General features: G+C 76.3%; 13 protein-coding genes and 2 pseudogenes. 3 read left to right on the top strand and 12 right to left on the bottom strand.

What is annotated here, in order from left to right; translation table 11 throughout:
- Positions 1 to 19: 19 nt before the first annotated feature.
- Genes recD through ZF1_RS16745 form a run of 5 tightly spaced genes read right to left on the bottom strand, consistent with a single transcriptional unit; the run spans position 20 to position 11,065 of the window.
- Positions 20 to 1,933: an exodeoxyribonuclease V subunit alpha gene (gene recD / locus ZF1_RS16765; protein WP_208820121.1), complete on the bottom strand. Its 1,914-nt coding sequence runs from the start codon at positions 1,931 to 1,933 to the stop codon at positions 20 to 22.
- A 22-nt stretch (positions 1,934 to 1,955) separates the two neighbouring features.
- A complete protein-coding gene (locus ZF1_RS16760) occupies positions 1,956 to 5,441 on the bottom strand; it encodes a UvrD-helicase domain-containing protein (RefSeq protein WP_405416650.1) in 3,486 nt (1,161 codons plus the stop codon).
- Positions 5,438 to 8,815, bottom strand: a complete 3,378-nt coding sequence (recC, locus tag ZF1_RS16755) for an exodeoxyribonuclease V subunit gamma (protein WP_482637737.1) — start codon at positions 8,813 to 8,815, stop codon at positions 5,438 to 5,440. Before recC ends, ZF1_RS16760 begins: the two co-directional genes overlap by 4 nt.
- 47 nt (positions 8,816 to 8,862) lie before the next feature.
- Positions 8,863 to 10,284: an SDR family NAD(P)-dependent oxidoreductase gene (locus ZF1_RS16750; protein ID WP_482637736.1), complete on the bottom strand. Its 1,422-nt coding sequence runs from the start codon at positions 10,282 to 10,284 to the stop codon at positions 8,863 to 8,865.
- Positions 10,285 to 10,327: 43 nt separating this feature from the next.
- Positions 10,328 to 11,065: an AraC family transcriptional regulator gene (locus ZF1_RS16745; RefSeq protein ID WP_482637735.1), complete on the bottom strand. Its 738-nt coding sequence runs from the start codon at positions 11,063 to 11,065 to the stop codon at positions 10,328 to 10,330.
- A gap of 63 nt (positions 11,066 to 11,128) precedes the next feature.
- On the opposite strand from ZF1_RS16745, the gene ZF1_RS16740 reads away from it, so the two are divergent.
- Positions 11,129 to 11,539: a VOC family protein gene (locus ZF1_RS16740; RefSeq protein WP_482637734.1), complete on the top strand. Its 411-nt coding sequence runs from the start codon at positions 11,129 to 11,131 to the stop codon at positions 11,537 to 11,539.
- A 9-nt stretch (positions 11,540 to 11,548) separates the two neighbouring features.
- On the opposite strand, the gene ZF1_RS16735 is transcribed toward ZF1_RS16740, so the two are convergent.
- From ZF1_RS16735 to ZF1_RS16715, 5 genes are all read right to left on the bottom strand, one after another.
- Complete coding sequence (locus tag ZF1_RS16735; RefSeq protein ID WP_482637733.1) at positions 11,549 to 12,208, bottom strand: biliverdin-producing heme oxygenase; 660 nt, start codon at positions 12,206 to 12,208, stop codon at positions 11,549 to 11,551.
- A gap of 100 nt (positions 12,209 to 12,308) precedes the next feature.
- A complete protein-coding gene (locus ZF1_RS16730; RefSeq protein WP_226357570.1) occupies positions 12,309 to 12,908 on the bottom strand; it encodes a TetR/AcrR family transcriptional regulator in 600 nt (199 codons plus the stop codon).
- A 40-nt stretch (positions 12,909 to 12,948) separates the two neighbouring features.
- The gene (locus ZF1_RS16725; protein WP_405416657.1) at positions 12,949 to 13,434 is read right to left on the bottom strand and encodes a peroxiredoxin; all 486 of its coding nucleotides are present in this window, start codon (positions 13,432 to 13,434) and stop codon (positions 12,949 to 12,951) included.
- Between the two features lie 150 nt (positions 13,435 to 13,584).
- A complete protein-coding gene (locus ZF1_RS16720; protein WP_482638716.1) occupies positions 13,585 to 14,772 on the bottom strand; it encodes a PucR family transcriptional regulator in 1,188 nt (395 codons plus the stop codon).
- A 46-nt stretch (positions 14,773 to 14,818) separates the two neighbouring features.
- Positions 14,819 to 15,280, bottom strand: coding sequence for a GreA/GreB family elongation factor (locus tag ZF1_RS16715; protein WP_476651742.1), 462 nt, complete (start codon positions 15,278 to 15,280; stop codon positions 14,819 to 14,821).
- A gap of 196 nt (positions 15,281 to 15,476) precedes the next feature.
- Between ZF1_RS16715 and ZF1_RS16710 the strand changes: the two genes are divergently transcribed.
- Entirely contained in the window at positions 15,477 to 16,745 is a 1,269-nt protein-coding gene (locus ZF1_RS16710) for an NAD(P)/FAD-dependent oxidoreductase (protein ID WP_482637732.1), read from the top strand.
- Positions 16,746 to 16,796: 51 nt separating this feature from the next.
- On the opposite strand, the pseudogene ZF1_RS16705 reads toward ZF1_RS16710, so the two are convergent.
- Both ZF1_RS16705 and ZF1_RS16700 read right to left on the bottom strand, forming a co-directional pair.
- Positions 16,797 to 18,701: pseudogene (locus tag ZF1_RS16705) on the bottom strand (primary-amine oxidase).
- Positions 18,698 to 20,224 (bottom strand): APC family permease, encoded by a 1,527-nt coding sequence (locus tag ZF1_RS16700; RefSeq protein WP_482637731.1) that lies wholly within the window; start codon positions 20,222 to 20,224, stop codon positions 18,698 to 18,700. Before ZF1_RS16700 ends, ZF1_RS16705 begins: the two are co-directional and overlap by 4 nt.
- A gap of 386 nt (positions 20,225 to 20,610) precedes the next feature.
- On the opposite strand from ZF1_RS16700, the pseudogene ZF1_RS16695 reads away from it, so the two are divergent.
- Positions 20,611 to 21,858: pseudogene (locus tag ZF1_RS16695) on the top strand (APC family permease).
- Positions 21,859 to 21,867 lie beyond the last annotated feature (9 nt).

Below are 21,867 nucleotides of genomic sequence, written 5' to 3'. Positions count from 1 at the left end.
CCCGCGCCGGCTCGGGACCTCAGGTCCCGAGCCGCTGCTGCAGGCCGCTCGCGCGCCCGGCCGGGCGGCCGATCGCGGCGCGTACCGCCTCCTCGGTGCCGATGATCCGCACGGACTCCTTGGCCCGGGTGACGGCGGTGTAGAGCAGCTCGCGGGTCATCAGCGGCGAGTCCGCGGGCGGCAGCACCACGGTGATCCGCTTGAACTGGCTGCCCTGGCTGCGGTGCACCGTCATCGCGTGGACGGTGCCGACGCCGCCGAGGCGTGCCGGTTCGAACGCGACCGGGGCGTTGTCCCGGGCGAACACCGCGCGGCGCCCCGACGCGGCCCGGACCACGACGCCGGTGTCACCGTTGAACAGGCCCAGGTCGTAGTCGTTCGTGGTGACCAGCAGCGGGCGGCCCGGGTACCAGGGGGCCTCGGCGGCGAAGCCGGGACGCTCGGTCTCGATCCACCGCTCGATCTCCGCGGTCCACCGGGTCACCCCGTGCGGGCCGCGGCGGTGCGCGCAGAGGACGCGGTGGTCGTCGAGCACCCGCAAGGCCTGCTCGGCGTCCCCGGCCTCGGCGGCCCCGATCACGTCCACCGCGGCCCGGGTCACGTCCTGGCGGAACGTGTCCAGCCGGCGCGGCTCGAGCTCGGCCGCGTCGCCGTCGACGAAGGACAGGTCGGCCGCGCCGCGGCGCAGCAGCGCGACAGCGGCGTCGGGGTCGTCGCCCTGCACGGCCGCCGCGAAGTCCGCGATCGTGCCGCCGAAGCGCCAATTGCGCTCCAGCCGCACCACCCCGTTGCGCACCACGGCGGGCGGGCCCGGCTCGGCGGGCGCGGGGGTGCCCGCGGCGCCGGAGGCCGGCACGGGCCGGTCCACGCGGAACGCCCCGCAGGCGCTCAGCGCGTCCTGCAGCGCGGGCTCGGCCCGGCCGCCCGCGGCGGCGAGGTCGCCGAGCACCGCACCGGCCTCCACCGACGCGAGCTGGTCCGGGTCCCCGACCAGCACCAGCCGGGCGTCCGGCCGGACGGCCTCCAGCAGCCGCGCCATCATCGTCAGCGACACCATCGACGTCTCGTCGACGACCACGACGTCGTGCGGCAGCCGGTTGCCCCGGTGGTGGCGGAACCGGCCCGAGGTGCCCCGCGAGCCCAGCAGCCGGTGCAGCGTCGACGCCGTCGCCCCCGCGACGGCGGCCCGGTCGGTCTCCGGCAGCCGCCCGTGGGCCTCGGCGACGGACTGGGTCAGCCGGGCCGCGGCCTTCCCGGTCGGCGCGGCGAGCGCCACCCGCAGACCCGGCGCCCCGGGCGGGGCGGTCGCGCGGTGCAGGTCGTGCAGGACGGCGAGCAGGGCCGCGACCGTCGTCGTCTTGCCCGTGCCGGGGCCGCCGGCGATCACGGCGACCGGCCGCAGCGCGGCGACCGCGGCGGCGAGGCGCTGCCGTTCGGCGCCGGGGTCGCCGAGCAGCCGGTCCAGCGCCGCGCACAGCCGGTCCGGGTCGACGGTCGCGACCGGCCCGGCGCGCGCGGTGAACTCGCGGCGGACCAGCTCCTCCTCCTGCCAGTAGCGCTCCAGGTAGAGCAGGTTCCCGAGCAGGCGCAGCGGCCGCCCGGCGGGGCCGTCCTCGCCGACGGCGACCAGCGGGCTGTCCGCGCAGGCCGCGCGCCACGTCGCAGGCTCCGGCCAGGGCAGCCCGGACACGTCGACGGCGACTTCGCCCTCGCCCGCGGTCGTGGCCGCGGCGCTCGCCAGGTCCACGCAGACCGACCCGTTGCGGATCGCGCGCACGGCCAGCGCGGCGGCGAGCACCACCGGTTCGGGCTCGGCGGCGGCCGGGTCGTCGGCGGCGGTCGGGTCGCCGCGCCCGCCGAGGGCGGCGAGCCGCCGCGCGACGTGCACGTCGCCCGGCGCGAGGATCTCGGCCTCGTTGAACGCGGCGAGCACCCCGGTCGCGGTGCGGTCGTCGTCACGGGGTGCCTCCGTCCAGCAGGTCCGACAGCTCCTCGACCAGGGCGGCGGGTGGCCGCCAGGCGAAGACGCCGCACGGCGCGGCCAGCGGCCCGGACCCGGTGACCGGGGTGTCCGGCCCGCACATACCGCGCAGGAACAGGTAGCCGACCCCGCCGAGGTGGGTGTCCGGGTCGTAGCCGGGCAGCCGCCAGCGCAGGTAGCGGTGCAGCGCGACGGCGTAGAGCAGCGCCTGGAGCGGGTAGTGCGCGTCGGCCATCGCCGTGGCCAGCCGGTCGGCGGTGTAGTGCGCCGCGGTCAGCGGGTCGCGCCCGGACGGGCCGACCGGGCCCAGCCAGTTCGTCTTGTAGTCCACGACGAGGAACCGCTCCCCGGCCCCGTCACGGACCCGCAGCACCGAGTCGATGCTGCCCGTCAGGTAGCCGCGCAGCTGCTGTCCGGCGAGGTCGGGGGAGTCGAGGAGGTCGGCGTAGCCGTGCAGCGGGTCACCGGGCCCGAGGTGCCTGCGGACGGCGGCGGCCAGCCCGGCCAGGGTGAGCCGCCCCGTCGGGGTGTCCCCGCCGCACAGCGGCAGCTCGAAGTCCAGCTCCGACAGCCGGTCGCCCGGCGCGACGTCGGCCAGTGCCAGCCCGGACGCGATCGGCCCGAGCGGGGTCCGCAGCACCGGGACGAGCGCGTCGGCGAGCTCGTCGGGATCGAGGTCGGCCGGCTGGTGGCGCAGCTCCTCGGTGACGTGGGCGACGACCTCGGCCCGCAGCGCGGCGTCGCCCTGGGCGGCCGTGCGGGTGTCGAGGTGCTCCAGCACGGCGTGCACCAGGGTGCCGAACCCGGTGCCCGAGGGCAGGTCGGCCATGGGGGAGGGGAACCCCGCGGGGCCGACTGCACCCGCCGTGGCGTCCCCGCTGGGGCCGGCACCGGGCAGCGGGGCGGGGTCGGGCTCGTCGACGATGCCCTCGTCCTCGGGCTCGGTCAGCACCCCGGGCGCGGTCGCGGCCGGCTCCGGGTCGGCGTCGACGGCCGGGTGCGGGTGGTGCGCGGCGTGCGCGGCCGCGGTCAGCGCGGTGTAGGACGTGCGCCGCCACGCGGTGTCCAGCGTGCGGGTGAACGTCGCGACGGCCAGCCCCGCGTCGGGCGGGACCGGGGTGCGGTCGGCGGGGTCGCGGTCGTGCAGGGTCTCCACCGACGCGCCGGCCGGGGCGAGCCGCTCCCGCAGGAACGCCAGCGCGTTCGCGTCGCCGGGGACCTTCGCGGTCGGTTCCGGCTCCGCGCCGGGCCCGGCGTGCCCGAACAGCACCCGGTGCAGCGACGCCGCCGCGGTCGTCGTCCCCGGGACCCACCAGGCGACGACCTGGCTGCAGGCGCGGGTGAGCGCCACGTACAGCAGCCGCAGGTCCTCGCCCGCCTCCTCGGCCTGGTGCAGCGCGGTGCGCCGGGTGCGGTCCGGCCCGGTGGACCCGCCGACGTCGAGCAGCCGGCGCTGGCCGTCGGCACCGGCCGGGGTGTCGTGGTAAAGCAGCGTCTCGGGCCGGTCGTCGACCCAGCGGTCCCACGCGAACGGCAGGTACACCACCGGGAACTCGAGCCCCTTGGACCGGTGCACCGTCACGATCTGGACGGCGTCGGCGTCGGACTCCAGCCGCCGGCTCCGCTCGGCGGAGGTGTCGCGGGCGGCCTCGCCGATCCGGTGCCGCAGCCACTCGGTGAGCGCCGTCGGGCCCAGGTGGCGTTCCAGCGCCGCGGAGTGCAGAACCTGGCCGACGTGGCGCACGTCGGTGAGGTCGCGTTCGCCGTCGGGGCTGCGCAGCAGGCGCTCGGCCGGGGCGTAGCGGGCGAACACGGCCTCCTGCAGGGCGGCGACCCCGCGCTCGGCGAGGACCTGGTGCCAGGCCCGCAGGTCCGCGCCGAGCTGGTCGACCAGCCTCTCGGCGTCGGGCCCGCACAGGTCGGCGACGGTGTGGCCGACGAACCGGGTCAGCGCTGCGGCGCGCAGCCGCATCGAGCGCTGCGGCTGCTCGACGGCCTCCAGCAGCGTCAGCCACTCCGCGGCGACCGGCGTGGTGAACACGCTGGTGGAGCCGGTGAGCACGGCGGGCACCCCGGCCTCGGCGCAGGCGTCGCGCACCAGCAGGCCCTGGGCGTTGGTGCGCACCAGCACCGCGACCTGCCCGGGGCGCAGTCGTCCCCCCGCGAAGCGGGCGGTGCCGTCGAGCAGCTGCGACAGGTCGACGGCGACGTCGCGCGCCACCACGGCGCGGGCGCCCTTGGCCCGGGCCAGCCCGCGCCCGGTCAGGTCGAGCCGGTCCCGGTCGACCAGCCGCAGCCGCAGGGGGGCGTCCTGGCGGGCGGTCAGCCGCCGCCCGGTGTGGTGGGCCCGGACCGGGTGCACGACGATCCCGGAGTCCCCGAGGGCGGCCTCGCCGAACACCCCGTCCAGCGCGGTGAGCAGGGCCGCGTCGCTGCGGCGGTTGGTCGAGAGGGTGCGCCGGGTCGCCGCCGCGTCGGCGGCCCGCAGGTAGCTGTGCACGTCGGCGCCGCGGAAGGCGTAGATCGCCTGCTTCGGGTCGCCGATGAGCACCAACGTGGTGTCGGGGGCGGAGTGGAACGCCAGGGAGAGGATCTCCCACTGCAGCGGGTCGGTGTCCTGGAACTCGTCGACGAGCACCACCGAGAACCGCGACCGCAGCCGGTCCCGGGCGGCGGGGCCGCGGACCGGGTCGCGCAGCGCCGCGGCGAGGCGGGTGAGCATGTCGTCGTAGCTGTAGATGCGCGAGCGCCGCTTGCGGGCGTCGACCTCGCGGCGCACCGCGGAGGCGAAGCCGTACCGGGTGGCGGCCGGGGTGGCCGGGTCGGCGTCGCGGGGCTCCAGCTCGGCCTGCGGGTCGCCGACGGCGCGGCGGGCCAGCGCCAGGGCCGCGGCCCGGTCGAACGCCGGGCGGCCGGCGTTCGGGGCGGCGTACTTGCGCACGTAGAAGTCGTCGACGACCTCGGTGACGACGTCGTCGACGTGGTCGACGAACTCGGCGTCCGGGTCGTTGTCCCCGGCCACGCCCAGGCCGGCCAGCATCTGCATGCAGAACTGGTGGGTGGTGGCGATCGTCGCCGCGTCGAACGACGCCGACGCCGTCGCCAGCCGGGCCCGCCGCCGCTCCAGCTCGGCCGGGTCGGTGGCGGCCAGGTGCGCGACCACGGGGTCGGCCTCCGGCGTCGGCGGGGTGGCGCCGGCGAGTACGGCGGCGAGCGCCCGCTCGGTGCCCACCAGCCGCTCCCGGACCCGCTCGCGCAGCTCCTGGGTGGCGTCGCGGCCGAAGGTGACCAGCATCAGCCGATCCAGGTCCGCGACGCCCTCGGCGACGTAGCGGGTCGCCAGCGCGGCGATCGTGTAGGTCTTCCCCGTCCCCGCGCTCGCCTCCAGCACGACGGTGCCGGACGGCAGCGGCCCGTCGACCTCGAAGGTCGGTGCCGACAACACGCTGGTGGTGGTCACGGCGCGTCCTGCCTCTCGTGGTCGAGCAGCGGTGCCCACAGCCGGACGGCGAGCTCCCCGAAGCGGGTGGGCTCCCCGCCGGACCCGGGCTCGGGACGGGTGACCAGCGGGCCGCCCGCGGACCCCCGGACGTAGACGTGCGGGGCCTCGGCGTGCTCGAAGCGCGACCACTCGCTCTCCGCAGCGGCGAACGCGTTGGCCGGGACCACCCCGCGGGCGCGGTTGCGGGCGTAGACGGCGGCGGCGTCGGTGGGCAGCGGCAGCGGTGCCCGCAGGCCCTCACGGCGCAGCGCGACCAGGTCGGCCAGGGTGCGGCGGGCGAGGCCCGGGTCGACCGGGCCGAGCACCGAGCGGGCGGCGCCGCCGGGGCCGCGCCCGACGGTCACCGCCGTCCAGGACCGGCCGGGGTGCGCGGCGCTGAGCGCGAGCAGCTGGACCCACGCCCGCAGCCGGTGCTTGGCCTTGAGCCGCGAGTACTCGACGCGCACCACGACGTCGCCGTGCAGGCCCGGCACCGTCCCCGCGACGGCGCGGCCGTCCTCGGGTGTGCCGGTGAGCTGCGCGACGAGGTCCTGCGAGCCCGCCTCACCGGTCGCGACCGCCGCGGCGACGGCGACCAGCGGCTCGACCTGCCCGCCGACCTCGGTGAGCACCCGGTGCCCGATCCCGCCCGGCGGGAGGTCACCGCGCAGCGTCTCGGCCCGCGCGACGGCCTGCGGTGCGGCCCCGGCGAGCCGGTCGGTCAGCAGCCGGTCCCCGATCTTCCAGGTGGCCAGGCCGTCGAGCTCGACCGGCAGCGCGTCGTCGGGCTCGACGTTCTCCTCCGGCGGCAGCACCCGCACCCGCTGGCGCAGGAACGCCCGCACCGGGTGCTCGACGAAGGCGACCAGCTCGTCGAGCTCGACCACCCCGTCCGGCGGGTCCTCCGGCGGAGGCAGCGGGTCCGCGCCGAACAGCGGGGTCACGGTGCGCGGCCCGGCCGCGGCCTCGGCGCCGCGCAGCGCGGCCCGGTCGAAGCTGAACGGTCCGGCGGCCAGCAGCGCGCCGGAGGTGAAGTTGCGCCGGTCGAAGGGCTGCAGCGGGTGCCGGGCCCGCAGGGCCTGCGACGCGGGCGTGCCGGTCCGGGTCCGCACGCAGGCGTCGATCGCGTCGCACAGCTCCCCGACCGGCACCGACGGCGGCCGGTCGGCGCCGGTGCGCTCGTCGGCGCCGGAGGACACCACGACCAGGTGCCGGGTGGCGGAGCAGAGCGCGTCGAGCAGCAGCTGGCGGTCCTCCCCGCGCGGGTCCCGCTCGCCGACGACCGGGTCGCGGGCCAGCACGTCGTCGCCGTCGGGGGCGCCGGCGCGGGGGAACACCCCGTCGTCGCAGCCCAGCAGGCACACGACCTTGTGCGGGACGGCCCGCATCGGCACCAGCGTCGCGACGGTCAGCGTGCCGGTCCGGAAGTTCGCCCGGCTGGGCCGCCCGCGCAGCCGCTCGGCGAGCAGGCCGCGCACGTCGGGCAGGTCGAGGTCGACGGTGGCGGCCTGCGGCCCCGCGGAGGCGACGACGTCGGCCAGCTCCGCCCGGGCCTGCCCGGCCTGCCAGGCGTCGGTCGGGGTGGTGTCGGTCAGTGCGGACAGCCCCTCGACGAGCGCGTCCACCCAGACCGACAGCGGCTGCGGGCCGCGCAGTGCACCGAGCACGGTCGCGAGCCGGTCGACGAACTCGGCGAGCCGCCCGACGAGGTCCACGTCGGAGGAGTCGACCTCGTCCAGCGGCAGCGCGGTGCCCAGCCAGGCCGGGGCGCCCGGCGTCTCGGCCATCGCGACGCCGACGAGCATCCGGTCCAGCCCGGCCCGCCAGGTGTTCTGCTCGATCCCGTCGAGCCGGTAGGGCCGCCGGTGCGCGGCGTCGAGCCCCCACCGGACCCCGGCCGCGGTGACCAGCTCGGACAGCCGCTCCAGCGCGTCGTCGTCGAAGCGGAAGCGGCGGCGCACGGGGGCGGAGGCGACCAGGTCGAGCACCTGGGAGGCGCTGACCCGGGACCCGGCCAGCTCCAGCAGCGACGACACGGTGCCCAGCAGCGGGTTCGCCTGGCGCAGGGCCCGGTCGGCCAGGCGCACCCGGAGCCGGTGCCCGGGGTGGAGCTCCTCGCGGGAGGGGCCCGCGCCGTCGGGGGAGTCCGCCTCCGGGGCGAGGCCGAACGAGGCCGTGATCAGCGGCGCGAACACCTCGATGTCCGGGCACATGACGATGATGTCGCGCGGCTCCAGGTCCGGGGCGGCGGCGAGCAGGCCGAGCAGCACCTCGCGCAGCACCTCCACCTGCCGGTCCGGGCCGTGGCAGGAGTGCAGCGCGACGCTGCGGTCGTCCGCGTCGAGCAGGGGACGGTCCTCCGGGGCGGGCGGCACGGCGTCGTCGCGCAGGGCGGTCTGCAGGCGGCTCAGCAGGGTCGGCGCGCCGCTCCCGGCGGGGGCCGGGTGGTGGGTGTCGGTCACGCCGGGCCCGGCCGCGGGGAGCCGCAGGGCCAGCTCCCGGGTGTCCCGGCCGAGCGAGCGCAGCAGCGGATGACGCACGGCCCCGGCACTGGTGTCGGCGGCGCGCGAGGGCACCCCCGGTGTCCGCGCGGCGCGCACCGCGTCCCACATCGCCGGCGACGGGTGCGGCAGCCAGAGGTGGACCTCCCGGTGTGCCGCGAGGGCCTCCAGGACGGTCAGGTGCTCGGCGGCCAGCCGGGTCGGGCCGAACAGCGACAGCCGCGGCCCGACCTCGGGGCCCGGGTCGGCGCCCCCGCGCAGGCGGGCCACCGCGTCGTCGAGGCGCTCGGCGGGACCGGGGACCCCGAGTGCGGCGTGCAGGCGGCGCCACAGCTCCGGCTGCCACACCAGGTCGGCGTGCACCGCGTCCTCCCCGGCGCGCCAGCGGCGCAGCAGCTCGGGACGGTGCGTGGCGTAGGAGCCGAACAGCCCGGCCAGCGTGCGGGCGAGCGCGTAGCGGCGGCCGTGCCCACCACGCTCCAGGTGCGCGGCGAGGGCGGTGAACCGGTCGTCCCCGGGTTCGGCGACGGCCTCGTCGATCAGCTCCAGCAGCGGCCACACCGACCGGCCGGGCGACCACGGGTCGGTCGCCGGGTCGGTGCCGGTGACGTGCGCGACGACCCCGCCGAGCAGCGCGGCCGGCGCCGGGAACCGGACGTTCGCGCAGACCCCGCCGCCGCCCGTCCCCGCACCGAGCCGGTGCGCGAGCCGCTGGGCCAGCCAGCGCTCCACCCCGCGCTCGGGGACCGCGACGGTCTCGGCCGCGAACGGGTCGTCCGAGCCGGCCGCCAGGACGCCGGCGAGCGCCTCGACGAGGGTGTCGGCGCGTTCGGCCCGATGGATCTCCAGCACGGACCGCACGGTAGCGGCGACCCCCGACAGTGCCGGGTGAGACCCCTCTACCAGGAGGACACGCGGTAGTTCTTCAGGAACACTCCGTGCAGGTCCTCGCCGGCCTCCCCGGCGACGATCGGGTGGTAGACGCGGGCGGCGCCGTCGGCGAGGTCGAGCGGGGCGTGGAACCCCTCCTCGGCCAGGCGCAGCTTCATCGGGTGCGGGCGCTCGTCGGTGATCCAGCCGGTGTCCACCGCGGTCATCAGGATCCGGTCGGTCGCGAACATCTCGCCCGCGCTGGTGCGGGTCAGCATGTTCAGCGCGGCCTTCGCCATGTTGGTGTGCGGGTGCCCGGGGCCCTTGTAGCCGCGCCCGAACACGCCCTCCATCGCCGAGACGTTCACGACGTACTTGTTGCGCGCGCTCGACGCCGCCATCGCCGGGCGCAGCCGCGACACCAGCACGAACGGCGCCGTCTGGTTGCACAGCTGCACCTCGAGCAGCTCGAGCGGGTCCACGTGCTGGACGTGGTCGACCCAGCTGTTGACCGCCGCGGTGTCGGGCAGCAGCCCGCCCGCGTCGACCGCGGTGCCGGCGGCCATCCGCTCCGGCGACGCCGACCGGGCCGTCGTCGCCAGCGCGGCCAGGTCGCGCCCGCCCGGGACCGCCCCGGCCAGCAGGAGCGGGTGCTCGCGCGAGCCGCTGGTGAACGACACGATCTCCGGCAGCTCGCCCGCTGGCAGCTCCTCGTGCTCGGCGGCCTCCAGCGCGGAGTAGGAGCCGGGGGAGCGGCGCACCGTCTGCGCGGCGTTGTTGACCAGGATGTCCAGCGGTCCCGCGGCGGCGACCTCGTCGGCGACGGCGATGACCTGGCCCGGGTCACGCAGGTCCACCCCGATCACCCGCAGCCGGTGCAGCCACTGCGCCGAGTCGGGCAGCGCGGCGAAGCGGCGCGCGGCGTCGCGCGGGAAACGGGTGGTGATGGTGAGGTGGGCACCGTCGCGCAGCAGCCGCAGCGCAATGTACATCCCGATCTTGGCGCGGCCGCCGGTGAGCAGCGCGCGGCGCCCGGACAGGTCGGTACGGGCGTCGCGGTGGGCACGGTGCGCGGCGGCGCAGTCCGGGCACAGCTGGTGGTAGAAGGCGTCGACGACGGTGTAGCGCGTCTTGCAGACGTAGCACCCGCGGGCGCGGTGCAGCGTCCCCGCGGTCGCGCCGGGGGTGGTCGACACCAGCGGGATGCCGGCGGTCTCGTCGTCGATGCGCCCGGCCGCGCCGGTCGCGGTGGCGGCGGTGACGGCCTCGTCGGAGGACTTCTCGGCCTGCCGCTTCTCGGCGCGGCGCCGCAGCCGCACCGACTTCCAGATCCCCGCGGTCGCCCGTCGGACGACCACGGCGTCGGGGTGTTCGGGTGGCAGCTCGTCGACCTCGGCCAGTACCTTCAGCGCGGTCGCGAGCTCGTCCGGGTCGATGCCGGGGCTGGACACCGGGACACTCCTGGGATCGGTGGTCGGGGGACGGGCGTCGAGTCTAGGGAGCCCGTACGAGTGCTCCGGGGCTCGACCCCAGCTCGGCCTTGACCATCGCACCGAACGCGCTGGGTGTGGCGTACCCCGCGGCGTGCGCCACACCGGCGAGCGGACGGCCGTCGGCGAGCTCGGCCAGGGCCGCGACCAGCCGGGCCCGGCGCCGCCAGGCCGCCACGCCGAGCCCGGTGCCCTCACGGAACCAGCGCTCCACGGTCCGCCGGCCGGCCCCGCAGCCCCGGCACAGCGCGTCGACCCTGGCCGGGTCGCCCGGCGCGGCGAGGATGCGCTCCGCGACCCGGCGCGCCGCCGGGTCGGTGGGCAGCGTCAGCAGCAGCGGGGTCATCGTCGTGGCCGCGGCGAGCTCGCGCTCGGTCAGGTCCAGCAGGGCCGCGGCGGCCCGGTCCCCGTCCGGGTACAGCGGCGCGCGGGCGACCGCGGCCAGCAGCAGCTCGCGCAGCAGGGGGACCACCCGGACCACTCGCGCCGGACCGGGCCGGGCCCCGCGCAGGTACAGGGTGCGCAGCCGGACCGTCGCGACCGCCCGGACCCGGTGCGGCACCCCGGCCGGGACCTCGACGGCGGCCCCCGGTGGCACGAACCAGGAGCCGTCGGGCAGCTCGAGGGTCATCGCACCGGTGGTGGTGAGCAGCACCTGGTGCCAGCCCGGCGGCTGCGGGGGCACGATCGTGCCGGCCGGGTGGGTCACCGCGTAGCTGCGGACGGGCGGATCCTGTCGCACACGCGACAGGATCGGTCGTGACGGCGACGGAGCGCCAGTGCCCGCCGGGCCAGACTCCGATCCATGACGACACCGACGACACCGACGACCCCGCCCATCGGCACGGTCGCCCACATCGCGATCAACTCCGACGACACCGACGCGAGCCGCGCCTTCTACGGGGCCGTGCTCGGCTGGCGGTTCGAGCCGTGGGGCCCGCCGGAGTTCTTCCGGGTGCACACCGACCGCGGGCGGGACCCGGGGCCGTTCGCGGCCCTGCAGCACCGGCGGGTGTTCGACGGTGGCGTGGCCGCCCCCGTGGAGATCACCGTCGCCGTCGACGACGTGGCGGCCGGTCTGGCCGCGGCCGTCTCGGCGGGCGGCCGGGTGCTGATGGAGCCGACGACGATCGCCGGTGTCGGTGAGCTGGCGTTCGTCGCGGACCTGTCCGGGGTCCCGGTCGGGCTGATGCGCTACGATCCCGCCGCCAGGTGACGGCCCCGCTCAGGACGCCAGCGGCTGCGCGAGCCCGACCTCCTCGGCCATCTCGGTGAGGACGGCGATGTTCAGCTCGAAGGCGTGCACCGCCTCGGCGAGCAGCCGCTCGCGCTGCGCCGGGGTCCAGGCCGCGTCGTCGAGCAGTGCGCGGTAGCGGGTCCGGAACGCCGACGGGCTGCCGAGGGCCTTGAAGTCGTAGAACAACCGGCCGGGGCCCTCGATGCCGTAGGTGCGATGCAGGATCTTGCCGACGACCTGGCCGCCCGCCAGGTCGCCCAGGTAGCGGACGTAGTGGTGGGCGACGAACAACGCCGGGTCCGACGCCGCCTCGCGCAGCCGGGCGACGTAGGCCGCGGTGGCGGGGAGGATCCGGGGGACACCCCCGCCGAGGGCGTCCAGGTCTGCGTGCAGCGCGGGCACCCGGCGCAGCTCGTCGATCACGAACGGGGCCGCGACCGGGTCGGCGGCCAGCGCGTCCCCGGCCTCCTCCAGCGCGGTGTAGATCGCGATGTACTGCTCGGCGAGCAGGGTGTAGCCGTCCAGCGGGAGGGCGCCGTCGAACAGTGCCCCGAAGTAGGTGCAGTGGTGCGCCCGCTCGTGGACCGGCCAGGTGGCCTGGCGGAGATCGGCGGACAGCGTGCCCGTGATGGGGGTCGTGGCGTCCATCGGCCCTCCCGTGACGTGACGTCTGGTGCGACGGCACGGCGCCGGATCTGACACCGTGTCAGATCGCGATGGTAGGGCCTCGACGCGGGTAAGGCTAGCCTCAGTCGCGCGCAACCGTCGAGACCGCTCGCAGCACGGCCGCGACCGCCGTCCCGATCGAGGCGTCGAGCTCCGCCGGGTCGACGTCGACGATCCGCCTGCTCGACAGCGCCCCCGCCACGACGGCGGCGAGCACCCGGGGGTCGTCGTCGACCATGCAGCCCTGCGCCGCGCCCTCGCGCAGCACCGCCACCAGCCGGTCCCCGATGGGGTCGGCGTGCGCGGCGATCCGGCGGTAGGCGGCCGGGTCCAGGGCACCGGCCAGCGCCTGGCCCGGCGGGAGGTGGAACTCGGCGAGGCGGCGCAGCTGCAGCCGGGCGAAGGCGGCGAGCCGTTCGCGGGGGTCCGCGGCCTCGGCGAGCGCGGCGTCGAGCTCGGCGACGTAGCGCTCCGCCTCGTGCTCGACGAACGCGACGAGCAGGGCCTGGCGGTCGGGGAAGTGGTTGTAGAGCGCCGAGCGCCCCACGCCGGCGGCCGCGGCGACCCCGGACAGGGTCACCGTGTCGAAGCCGCGTTCGTAGAGCTGCACGCGCAGGGCGTCGAACACCCGCTCGCGTACCTGCTCGCGGTGCGTCGCCAGCGAGCCCAGGACCTTCGGCACGCGGGCCAGTGTAGGCCCGCGTGCCGGTCGGCCCGGAACCTCAGAGCTGCGCGAGCACCGACTCGACGCCGGACACCTCGACCGAGGACGGGACGTCCTCGACGCCGATCCACTGCACCACGCCGTCCTTGATGATCGCGGCGTAGCGCTTCGAGCGGGTGCCGAGGCCGAACTTCGAGCCGTCCATGTCCAGTCCGGCGGCGGTGGCGAACTCGGCGTTGCCGTCGGCCAGCATCAGCACGGCGTCGCCGACGTTGCGGGCGTCCGCCCAGGCGCCGAGCACGAAGGCGTCGTTGGCCGCGGTGCAGACGACGGTGTCGACGCCCTTCTGCTTCAGCTCGTCGGCCCGCAGCACGAAGCCGGGCAGATGGGTGTCGGAACAGGCCGGGGTGAAGGCCCCGGGAACGCCGAACAGCACGACGGTGCCGCTGCCCAGGGCGGTGGCGCTCTGCACCGGCTTGGGGCCGTCGGCGGTCGGGGTCATGAGCTGGACGTCGGGGACGGTGTCCCCTGCGGCGAGTGCCACGGATCCTCCTGTGGATCGGCGATCGGATCGGTAGCGACCCTAGTGCCCGGCCCGATCCGGATCAGCGCCCCGGCCTCGGCGTGCGTGAGCGGGCGGGCCGGGTCCGGATGCAGCGTCTGCGCGCCGACGACCGCGGCCGGCGTCCCCGGCTCAGCCCGCGTCGCCGGGCGGGAGGTCACGGCCGGGCCAGCCGAGCAGCCGGGCCCCGAGCACGGCGGCGTGCAGCGTGAAGCGCTGCGCGGGGTCGGCCGGATCGTGGCCGGTCAGCTCGGCGATCCGCTCCAGGCGGTAGGAGACGGCACGGACCGACAGGTGCAGCTGCCGCGCGGTCCCGGCGACCACGCAGCCGGTGGCGAAGTAGGCCTCCAGGGTGTCCAGCAGCGGGGCCGCGCCGCCGCGCGCCCCGGCCAGCGGCACGGCGACGGTCTGCACCAGGTCGGTGATCGCCGGCTGGTCCCGCAGCAGCACCCGGTACACCAGCATGTCCTCGGCCCGCAGTACCTGCGCCGGCAGCTGCAGCCTGCCCGCCGTCGTCAGTGCCTCCCTGGCTTCCTCGTAGGAACGGGCGATCCCGTAGGACCCCGAGTGTGCGCGCCCCACCGCGACCCGCCAACCGGTGGGGCGCCCGGTGCGGGTCAGCTCGCGGTGCAGCAGGTCGCCGAGGCTGCCGGCACCGATGCCCGCCGGGGCGATGACGACGATCCGGCCGTCCTTGGTGGCGACCAGGACGTCCCGGTCCCCGACCCCGCGCACGACGGTGCGTTCCAGGGACGCCGGCACGGCGTCCACCCGCGCCGGGCGGCCGTCCGGCGCGGCCAGCGCGACCTGGTGCGGCCGGCCCAGGTCCATCCCGAACGGTTCGGCCCGCGCGACCAGCCCGCCGGCGTCACCGTCTCCACGCAGCAGGTCCTCGATCAGCTCACGGCGCAGTGTCTCCTCGTGTCGTACCAGGTCCCGGCGGGCCGCGGTGTAGCCGTCGGCGAGCCCGGCCACCGCCAGGTCCACCGCCCGCATGACCGCCTCCGCTGCGTTCGCCGTGGTCCCGGCGTCCCGGAAGTGCGCGGTCGGCGGGATCTCCCGCCACAGCCGCCAGGCGGCAGACAGGTAGAGCTGTACCGCGTTCCCCGCGCCGACCCCCAGCTCGGCGGCCCGTCCGCCGTTGCGCCGCACCGCGTCCAGTTCGGCGTCCGAGGGCAGTCTGCCGGTCGCCGCAGCGTCGGCCAGTACCCGCAGGAAGCCGCCGAGCAGCTCGGGCGGGACGCCGCCCGCCCCGCGCCCGGCCTCGTCGGCGACCCGGCGCAGCCAGGCATCCGAGACCGGCGCGTCCGGCTGCCGGATCCCGTTGTTGCCCCGGCGCGTTCCGTCCCGTACACGATGCGTCGGGTCAGTGCTCGAAGGGCACGGCGCGGAGCAGCGTGCACTCCGCCGACCCGCCGTCCGGGAGCTGGTACCGGACGACGTCCCCCTGGTGCGCGCCGTGCAGCGCGCGGCCGAGTGGGGAGTCCGGCGAGCAGATCATGGTCCCGTCGGAGCGGATCCGGTTCTCGTCGTGCGAGAGCAGGAAGGTCTCGGTCTCGCCGTCGTCGTAGCGCACGGTGACCGCCATGCCGGGCTCGGCGACGCCGTCGTCCGGCGGCCGGTCGCCGACCACAGGATCGTGCAGCAGCTCCTGCAGCCGCCGGATCCGTTGCTCGCGGTCGCGCTCCTCGGCCCCCGGCCCGTCCGGACTGTCGTGCTCGCGGCCGTCGACCACGGCCACGGCCCTCCGCTGCTGCAGCAACGTCCGCAGCTCGGCATGCAGTTCCTGGTGGCTTCGCTCGGTCAGCCAGACCCGGGTCACGCTCATCGTCCACTCCTCGTACGGCGGGTGTGCGGCGATGTGCCGGACTCCCCGCAGGCAGAACTACCACGAGCTGCCATAAACGGCTTCCACGTTGCCGGATCCCGGCAAGCCCGCGGTCCCGGACGCTGCCCGGGACGACCGTGCCGGCACGACCCGATGGGCCCCAGACTCGGATTGCGATCATGGAGGAGGAGCAGTGATGGAGAGTGGACGGGCGCCGGTGCCGCGCCGGGTCGCGGTGGTGGGTGCGGGAATGCTCGGCCTGTCGACGGCGTGGTTCCTGCTGCGTGACGGGATCGACGTCGAGGTGTTCGAGGAGCGCACGGCGGGATCGGGGGCGTCCTGGGGCAACGCGGGCTGGTTGGCCCCGGCCCTGACCACACCGCTGCCGGGGCCCGCGATGCTGCGCGTCGGGATCCGGGCCGCGCTGGACCCGTCGTCACCGGTCTACGTGCCGCCGCGGGCGAACCCGCGACTGTGGCGCTTCCTCGCGGGGTTCGTCCGGAACAGCACGCCGGCCCGGCACCGGCGGGGGTTGGCCGCCTACCGCGACGTCAACGAGCTGGCGCTGGACGCCGTCGACGAGATCGCCGCCGGCGGTGCCGATCTCGCGATGCGCCCGGCCGGGGAGTTCCTGGTCTGCTTCGACGACCTCGCGGGGCGCGGCGAGCTGCTCGCGGAGCTGGCGGCGATGGCCGAGACCGGTCAGAAGGTCGGACACGACGTGCTCGACGGCGACGAGGCCCGGTCCCGGGCCCCGATGCTCTCCGACCGGGTGGCCGGCGCGGTCGCCCTGCACGACCAGCGGTTCGTGGACCCGCCCCGGTGCCTGGCCGGCCTGGCCGGTGCGGTCACCTCCGGCGGTGCGCTGCTGCGGGAGGGCGCCGGCGTCACCGGTGTGCACGACGACGGCGGTGCGGTCACGGTCCGCTGGACCCAGGAGGGCCGGCCCGACGAGACCCGGTTCGACGCGGTCGTGCTCGCCACCGGCGCGCTCGGCACCGGGCTGTCCCGGCCGTTCGGCGTGCGGACCCCGGTGCAGGCCGGGCGCGGGTACAGCTTCGCCGTACCGGTGACCGAGCTGCCTGAGGGGCCGGTGTCTCTCCCGGCCCAGCGGGTGGCCATGACACCGCTGGGGGACCGGCTGCGGATCGCGGGGATGATGGAGTTCCGGGCACCCCAGGAGCCGCTCGACCCGCGCCGGATCGCCGCGATCACCCGCGCGGTGGAGCCGTTCCTGCGGGGTGCCGATCTCACCGACCGGGCCGACGAGTGGGTCGGTTCCCGGCCGTGCACCCCGGACGGACTCCCGTTGGCCGGGCCGACCCGTTCACCGCGGGTGTTCGTCGCGGGCGGGCTGGGGATGTGGGGCATGGTGCTGGGCCCGCTCACCGGCCGGCTGGTGGCGGAGAACATCGTGACCGGCCGGGTCCCCGACGCGCTGCGGCCGTTCGCCCCGACCCGCTGAGGCGGCTCCGCGGGGTCGCCCCCGCAGAGCCTGCCCTCAGTGGTGATCCGTTCAGTGGCAGTTGCTCGACTCCACCGGTGGCACGTCCAGCGCCGGGTTGCGATCGAAGAAGCCGGCCGGCTTCAGGACGAAGCCGGTGTAGTCGACCGGCATGACCGGCCAGTCCTCCGGCCGCGGGAAGTGGGTCAGCCCGAAGGTGTGCCACAGCACGACGTCCTGGCCGTCGAGGTCGCGGTCCGCGGCCACCCAGGACGGCAGCCCGTCCCCACCCGGGTTCTGGTTGACGAAGTCACCGGCCGGGTAGCGCTGCGCCGGGTCGTAGCGGGTCACCCACAGCGCCTTCTAGGCGAACGTCGCCCGCGCGTGGATCGACGACGCCGGGTCCGCCAGCAGGGTGGGCTGCCCGTGCGGGTGCAGGACGTAGCCGACCGGCCGTCCCAGGGCGTTGGTCCTCTCGGTGTTCACCACGTGCCAGACCCGCCCGGACCCCGGGTCGGCGTCGCGCTGGGCCTGCGACTCACGGGTCAGCCGGGTGGCCGAGCGGGCGAACGCGTTGCCGTGGGCGTTGCCCTCGCCCATCGGCACGCGGACCGCCTCGACCTCCTCGACGGCGTTGGCCGTGCCGTCGACGGTCATGTCCAGCCGCGCGGAGAACAGATGCTGGTGGAACGGCGCGCCCAGGCCGGGCGCGACCTCGGTGGCGTACTCGCCGGGCGTGCCGGAGGTGAACACGATGCCGGTCGCCTTGCACTCCAGCTCGATGGTGCCGTCGAGGTAGAGGTACCAGTAGAAGCCGTAGTCGTAGTTGCCGATCGGGGTGAAGAACGAGATCACCAGGCGACGCTGGCGGCGCACCTCACGGGCGCCGGTGAAGATGTCGGTGTGCTTCCAGAGGACGCCGTGGTCCTCCTCGTGCATGCAGATGGCGTTGCTGATCGTGCGCGGGTTGCCCAGGTCGTCGGCGACCTTCGCGTCGAGGTAGTGGATGTCGCCGAGGCAGTCGCAGCCCAGCTGCAGGGAGTCGGCGTAGCGGGCGAACATGTACTCGCCGCAGTCGAAGTAGTTCTGCCAGAACCGCACCGGCGCCGGGTCGGCATAGGGCACGACCATCTCCGCGACCGAGGCGCGGTAGCAGATCGGGCGCTCGTCGAAGGCGATCTGGTGCAGGGTCAGGCCCTCGCGCTCGTTGAACCCGACCCGCAGGTCCCACTTGCCCCAGCGGACCCGGCCGTCGGTGACGGTGAACGAGCGCCCCTCGGGCTGCGTGATCTCGATCGGCTTGAGCGAGGTCATGTGCTCGCCCTGTACGGCCGGGTCGTCGAAGTTCCCGCTGGTCGCGGGCACCGGCACGACGCCGGTGTCGATCACCCGGTCGACCGTGCGGGCGGTGAGGTCGACGTAGGCGACGAGCCCGTCGACGGGATGTGCCCAGGCGTGGTCGGCCTCGTGGTCCTGGCGGAACCCGAAGGCGCGGGCGAGGCGGCGGCCCTTCTCCCCGGGGATGTCGTAGACGCCGGCCGACAGCGGCACGGCGCGCACCGAGGCGGGCTCCAGCCCGCGCTTCTCCAGCGCGGCGAGCCAGTCCGGCGAGGCGTTCAGGACGTCCTCGATGAACTCGAACTCCGAGTCGATGATCGGCGGCTGCCCCTCCCGCTCGGGCTCCAGCTCGCGGCAGGACACCAGCTCACGACGGGTGACCGAGACGACCGTGTCGTGGGAGCGCCCGGTGCCCAGGTCCAGCAGCACCGCGCGGAAGCTGCGCTCGGCGTCGGCGCCCTCGGGGTGGGCGAGGACCTCGGACTTGGGCGGCTCCTCGGGGGCGAAGAACGCGAAGCGGACGTGCTCGGTGAGCAGCCCGGCCGCGGCGAGGACCTCGCGGACGACGGTCACCTCGGCCTCCGTGGTCGGGGCCAGCGGGTGGCTCGCGGTGGTGCGCGGCTCCTGGACGGCGGTCATCGGGTCTCCTCCTGGAGGTCGGTTCCGGCGGTGTCGTGCCCGGTGTCGTGCCCGGTGACGGTTCCGGGCGCGTCGGGCGAGGGCAAGGTCCCGGGGCGGTCACCCGTGAACCGGGTCAGGACCGTCCCGAGCACGAACGCGGCGACCAGGACCCCGCCGATGGCGGTGGCCAGCGCGGGGGAGCCGCCGATGAGCGTCGGGAAGTTCGCGACGGTCAGCCACAGGCAGACCAGCAGACCGGCCAGCCCCAGCGCCGGGGCCAGGGCGGTGTGCCAGAACCGGGTGTCGACGCGCGAGCGGCGGAAGAACACGAGCACCGCGGCGCAGGTCAGCGCCATCAGGGCGAGCACCCCGAGGGTCGCGGTCCCGGCCATCCAGGCGAACACCTGGGTCACCGGGTCCATCCCGGTCACCGCGAACACCGCGATCAGCGCCAGCGCGGTGCCCGACTGGGCCGCCGAGGCGGCGTGCGGCGAGGCGTGCCGGGCGTGGCTGCGGCCCAGCGCGGCGGGCATCGAGCCGGCGTTGCCGAGGGCGAACAGGTAGCGCGAGAGCACGTTGTGGAACGACAGCAGCGCCGCGAACAGGCTGGTGACCAGCAGGACCTGGGCCAGGTCGCCGCCGACGGGGCCGAGCACCGCGGTGATCGTCGCGACGATCATGTTCCCGGGGTCCTCGGTCGCGCGGGCCACGGCGCCGTCGTCGCCCCAGGCGGAGACGACCGCCCACGACGACAGCGTGTAGAACGCGCCGATCAGCACGAGGGCCAGGTAGGTGGCGCGGGGGATGGTGCGCCCGGGGTCGCGGGCCTCGTCGCGGAACACCGCGGTGGCCTCGAACCCGATGAACGACGCGATCGCGAACATGATCGCGATGCCGAGCGAGCCGGACAGGAACTGCGACGGCACGAACAGCGCCGTCGAGCGGCCGGGGCCGAGCCCGCCGGTCGCGGCGACGACGGCGTCGAACACCAGCACGATCGCGACCTCGGCGACCAGCAGCGTGCCCAGGACCCTGCCGGACAGCTCGATGTGGCGGTAGCCGAGCACCCCGGCGACGACGAGCGCCAGGGCCGCGTAGAGGTACCAGGGCAGGGCGGGCCCGCCGTAGTGCTGCACCAGCGCGTCGACGGTCGCGCCCAGGTAGCCGTACACCGCGGCCTGCACCGCGGTGTAGGTGACCAGCGCGAGGAAGGCCGAGCCCAGGCCCGGCGCGGCGCCGAGCCCGCGGGCGACGTAGGCGTAGAACGCGCCGGCACCCGGCACGTGCCGCGACATCGCGCAGAAGCCCACCGCGAACAGCAGCAGCACCACCGCGTACAGCACGAAGGTCATCGGGAACGCGGCGCCGTTGCCCGCGGCCAGTCCCAGCGGCACCGTCCCGGCGACGACGGTCAGCGGCGCGGCCGCGGCGACCACCATGAACACGATCGACCCGGCGCCCAGCGTCCCGCGCAGACGGTGCCGGTCCGCGGGCTCCGGGGACGGCGACGGTGGTGACGGGCGGGGCGCGGGTGCGCTCACGGTTCCTCCTGGCGGTCGAGGCGGACGTCGGGTGCCGGGACGGTGGCCGGTGCCACGGACCGTGCACAACGCCGGATCCCGTGTGGTGCGAATCACCGGCGGTGGTGTTCTCGCGCTGCGGGAACGGCGCCGGAGTGTTTCTCGTTCGACCCGTCGTCGCTGGTCATGGCGTCGACACGGGGAGCTAGTGTCCGCGGGCGAGGATCACCGGTGAGGGCGGGAGGGGGCGTCGTGACGTCGTTGCGTGACCGGTCACCGGTGCACGGTCTGGCCCGGCGACGGGTGGGCCCGGCCGACGTCGCGGCGCAGTCGATCGCCGGCTCGGCACCCTCGGCGGCGATGGCGGCCACCCCGGTGATCGTCGCGGGAATGGCCGGGCGGGGACGGTGTGGTCGTTCGTCGTCGCCGGTGTGCTCGCGCTGCTCGTCGCCGCCTCGGTCGCCCGGTTCACCCGCCGGATGGCGGCACCCGGGGGGATCTACACGCTGACCGCGCAGGGCCTCGGCGCCGGACCGGCGTTCGCGGCCGGGATCGCGACGCTGGCCGGGTACCTGCTGCTGTGCGGCGCGGCGATCGCGGGTGCCGTGGCCTACCTCGGCCCGCTGTGCGGGCCGTGGGCGACCGGGCCGCTCGCGTCGGCACTGCTCGCCGTCGCGGTCGGCGCGGTGGTGACCGCGCTGGTCGTGCGCGGGGTCCGCCCCGCGGCCCGGGTGGTGCTGCTGGTGGAGGCGGTCGCGGTCGCGGTGCTGGTCGGGGTGTTCGTGGTGCTGCTCGTCGGCGGCCCGCTGCCCGGCCCCGGCGCGCCCGTCCCGCCCGCCGGCCCGGGAGCGGTCGCCGCGGGCGTGGTGCCCGCGCTCGCGGCGTTCATCGGGTTCGAGGTGGCGACCTCGCTCGGGGCCGAGGCCCGGCGCCCGTTCCGGTCGGTGCCGCGCGCGGTCACGGCGACCGCGGCGGTGACCGCGGTGCTCTAAGTCTTCGCGGCCGCGGTGCAGGTCGCCGGGTTCGCCGCCGTCCCGGGCGGGCTCGCCGGGCAGACCCAGCCGGTGCAGGTGCTCGCCGTCGCCCGCGGCTGGTCCTGGATCCCCCCGCTGCTCGACGCCGCGCTCGTCCTGTCCTTCCTCGCCTGCGCGGTCGCGACAACCACCGCACTGTCGCGGGTGCTGTTCGCCCTGGCCCGCGACGGCGTCGTGCCCCGCCCGCTGGGGCGTACCCACCGCCGGTTCCGGACCCCGCACGTCGCCGTCGGGCTCAGGGCGCCCGCGGCGACGCTCGCGGTCGCCGTCCCGGTCGCGCTGGGCGTCCCCGTCGGGACGGTGCTCGCCGCGCTGCTCGGCGTCGCGACGGTCGGGTTCCTCGTCGGCTACGTGCTGGTCTGCCTGGCCGCGCCGGCGTTCCTGCGCCGCATCGGCGAGCTGACCCCGGCCGCGGTCGCGACCGCGGTGGTGGCCGTCCCGTCGCTGGTCGCGGCCCTGGTCGCGTTCGTCGTCGCCGCCCCGGCCACCGGGATCGCGCTCGCCGCGGCGCTCGGGGCCGGTGCGGTGTGGGCCGTCGTGCTGCGCCGCCGCGGGCGGCTGCACGGCCTGGGCGTCTACGACGAGACCGTCGCCTCCGACGTCTGGGGGCGGGCCCGGTGACGGTGGACC

It is taken from the genome of Pseudonocardia sp. ZF1, from assembly GCF_056835605.1.
Note: the sequence above shows the minus strand (reverse complement) of the source record. Positions and strands in the feature narration are given on the sequence as shown.